The organism is Arthrobacter sp. KBS0703, from assembly GCF_002008315.2.
GTDB lineage: Bacteria > Actinomycetota > Actinomycetes > Actinomycetales > Micrococcaceae > Arthrobacter.
The window spans coordinates 1-3,071 of the sequence record NZ_MVDG02000018.1; the positions used below are offsets into that span (position 1 = coordinate 1).

Here is a 3,071-nt window from a genome sequence, read left to right on the forward strand (position 1 = left end):
CTGTCTCTTATACACATCTAGATGTGTATAAGAGACAGGTCCCCGGGCCCGCAGGATCGGGATGACATGGTCCACGAACGCGTCAAGGCCCGACGGGAGCACGGGCGGCATGATGTTGAACCCGTCCGCCGCGCCCTTCTCGAACCAGCCCTGGATCGCATCCGCCACCTGCTCGGGCGTGCCGGAGAAGGTGCGGTGGCCGCGGCCGCCACCCAGCCTGCCGATGAGCTGGCGGACGGTCAGCCGCTCCCGCCGGGCGAGCTCCACGATCAGCGTGTACCTGCTCTTGGCGCCCTCGATCTCGTCCTCCGACGGAAGGTCCTCCGGCAGCTGCGCGTCCAGCGGCAGCGACTCGGGCGAAACCCGCAGGATGCCTGCCAGCTGCTTCCGCGCGTGTTCGGGGTGGATCAGTTCGTCGAGTTCGCGTTCCAGGCGGCGCGCTTCCTTCTCGGTGGAGCCGATGATCGGAACAATGCCGGGCAGGATCTTGACGTGGTCCGGGTTCCGTCCGACGGCGGCGGTCTTCCGCTTCAGGTCGGCGTAGAACCGCTGGGCTTCCGCAAGGGTCTGCTGCGCGGTGAACACGGCTTCGGCGTAACGGGCGGCGAAGTCCTTGCCGTCCTCGGAAGAGCCGGCCTGCACAATCACCGGATGGCCCTGGGGCGGGCGCGGCACGTCCAGCGGGCCCTGGATCCGGAAGTACCGGCCTGTGTGGTTGACGGCGTGGACCCGGGAACTGTCCGCCCAGACGCCGGCGGCCTTGTCCCCCACCGGGGCGTCGTCCTCCCAGCTGTCCCAGAGCTTCCGGGACGCGTCAAGGAACTCGGCGGCCCGCTCGTAGCGGCGCCAGTGTGCGGGCTGGTCATCCAGCGAGAAGTTCCGCGCCGCGGCCTCTCCGGCCGTGGTCACCACGTTCCAGCCTGCCCGGCCGCCGCTGATGTGATCCAGCGAGGCGAAGCGCCGGGCCAGGTTGTAGGGATCGTTGTACGTGGTGGACGCCGTGGCGATCAGCCCGATCCGTTTGGTCACGGCGGCGATGGCGCTCAGCAGGAGCGTGGGTTCCAGCGTGCCGTAGGGGCGCTGGCGCACGTCCCCGTGCAGCACCGGTGAGTCCGCGAAGAAAATCGAATCGAAGGTTCCGCGTTCCGCCGTGCGGGCGAGCCGCTGGAAATGGGCCACCTGGGTGCCCGCAAAGCTGTCGCTTTCGGGCAGCCGCCACGAGGCCTCATGGTGTCCGGTGCTCATGAGGAAGGCGTTCAGATGCAGTTGGCGTTCGCCGCCGGCGTCGCTGTTGCTGGGTGTACGTTCTGGCATGACGTTCCTTGGTGTTCGGGGGGCGTGTATGGGCGCGCCGCTTACGCGGCCTGGGATCCGACGGCAGTCCGCCAGCGGGAGAAATGGCGTTCGACGGCGACCAGCAGGTAGTTGACCAGCAGGCCCAGCAGCGAAACAGTCAGGATCCCCGCGTACATGTCCGGGATCAGGAAGCTCATCTGGGAATTCACGATCAGGTAGCCCAGGCCGGCTTTGGCCCCCACCATTTCCGCGGCAATCAGGACCAGGATGGAGGATGTCCCCGCCATCCGGACGCCCGTGAAGATGGTGGGCACGGCGGAGGGCAGGATGACCTTCTGGAACAGCTGGAAGTTCGACAGCCCCAGCGAGCGGGCGGCCCGGATCAGCAGCGGATCGACGGTCCGGACGCCGGCGATGGTGTTCAGCAGGACCGGGAAGAACGCGGCGTAGGCCACGATGCTGATCTTGGATGTTTCCCCGATGCCTAGGAGCAGGGTGAAGACCGGGAGCAGCGCGAGCGCCGCCGTGTTGCGGAACACTTCCAGCAGCGGATTCAGGAAACGGTCCAGGGACCGGTACCACGCCACCAGCAGGCCGAGGGCGACGGCGGCCACCACGGCGATGCCGAAGCCGCTGGCCGAACGGGTCAGGCTGGCCGCGAGGTGGTTCTGCAGCTGGCCGTTCTCGATGAGGGTTCCCAGTGCCTGAAGCACCACGTGCAGGGGCGGAAGGAAGACGCGCGTGGAGGGCGGCGCGAGATAGGTGGGGCCCAGCTCCCACAGCAGCAGGAACAGCAGGATCGCTCCGGCGCCCCAGGCCGCGCGCCCCGCCGTCAGGGCCGCCAGGCGGAACCGTGAGGGTCCGGTGCGGCCGGCATCTGTCTCTTATACACATCTAGATGTGTATAAGAGACAGGTGTGACCCTGCTCGTGCTTGCCGAGCGACGGCGGCAGCGGTTCATCCAGCAGCGGGAGGTCAAAGTCGGCGACGTCGAGGAGCTCGAACCGGGCGTCGGCGCGTTCGGCGGCCCGCAGCAGCACCCAGTCGGCCACCGCCTTTCCCAGCCGGCCTGGCCGGGTGCTTCCCAGTACGATCGCAATCCGTGTCATGGCAGGCCTCCCCTCGGCGCGACCTTGCTTGCCACTAGGTATTAACAACCGGGCACGGCCCGTTCTTCCCCGGAAGGCTGCGGGATGCGGGCGGTTCAGCTAAGCGTAACTGGGCACCGCCAGGCTCCGGAATTCGGACCCCTGGAAGATGAGCGGATCGCTGCTGCTGTCCGTAACCGAGTATCCGTGCACCCTGAGCAGGACCACGGCGTGGTCGCCGGCGGGGACTTCAGTCTCCACCGAGCAGTCCAGCCAGAGCCCGGCGTCGTTGAGGAAGAGCGCGCCCTGTTCGGTGGCAGTGAGCCCGATGCCGGCGAAGCGGTCCGCCGATTTCGAGGCAATCTGCCGGCAGGCGTCCGTCTGCCCCGCGGCCAGGACCGAGACACCGATCCTGCCGCCTGCCCGGATAAGCGGCCACGTCTGCGAGCTGTTCTGCACCGCGAACATGACCAGCGGTGGGTCCAGCGAAACCCCGACGGTGAAGGTCGATGCCACGATTCCCTGCGGTGCTCCGTCCACGAGCGTGCACAGCGCCGCGACGCCGGAGGGGAAGTGGCCGAAGGTTTCGCGGAGGGAGGCCGGGTCTAAATCACGGTTCAGAAACAACGAATTCTCTTTTCGTCGGCGTGGCGGGTTCGGTGGTCGCGGTCGGTGCGGGGGCGCCGT

4 protein-coding genes and 1 pseudogene are annotated in these 3,071 nt (G+C 67.7%); 1 reads left to right on the forward strand and 4 read right to left on the reverse strand.

Annotation, left to right across the window (positions count from 1 at the left end; all coding sequences use genetic code 11):
• Together B1A87_RS22510 and B1A87_RS22515 are read right to left on the reverse strand one after the other, a co-directional pair.
• A partial coding sequence (locus tag B1A87_RS22510) for an LLM class flavin-dependent oxidoreductase (RefSeq protein WP_144275959.1) occupies positions 1 to 1,314 on the reverse strand: 1,314 nt, incomplete at its 3' end.
• 41 nt (positions 1,315 to 1,355) lie between these two features.
• Positions 1,356 to 2,135 (reverse strand): annotated as a pseudogene (locus tag B1A87_RS22515) (ABC transporter permease); the annotation flags it as partial.
• Here B1A87_RS22515 and B1A87_RS23215 point away from each other — a divergent pair.
• A complete protein-coding gene (locus B1A87_RS23215) occupies positions 2,059 to 2,217 on the forward strand; it encodes a hypothetical protein (RefSeq protein WP_185982454.1) in 159 nt (52 codons plus the stop codon). The pseudogene B1A87_RS22515 and the gene B1A87_RS23215 sit on opposite strands and share 77 nt — an antisense overlap.
• On the opposite strand, the gene B1A87_RS22520 is transcribed toward B1A87_RS23215, so the two are convergent.
• Positions 2,181 to 2,405: an NADPH-dependent FMN reductase gene (locus B1A87_RS22520; protein WP_260681136.1), complete on the reverse strand. Its 225-nt coding sequence runs from the start codon at positions 2,403 to 2,405 to the stop codon at positions 2,181 to 2,183. The two genes, B1A87_RS23215 and B1A87_RS22520, sit on opposite strands and share 37 nt — an antisense overlap.
• 99 nt (positions 2,406 to 2,504) lie before the next feature.
• Positions 2,505 to 3,011, reverse strand: a complete 507-nt coding sequence (locus B1A87_RS22525; protein WP_078028643.1) for a flavin reductase family protein — start codon at positions 3,009 to 3,011, stop codon at positions 2,505 to 2,507.
• Positions 3,012 to 3,071: the final 60 nt, after the last annotated feature.

Bases quoted from the DNA above. Each gene is read 5' to 3' on its own strand.
- B1A87_RS22520 (WP_260681136.1), bottom strand. From the start codon at position 2,405: ATGACACGGATTGCGATCGTACTGGGAAGCACCCGGCCAGGCCGGCTG.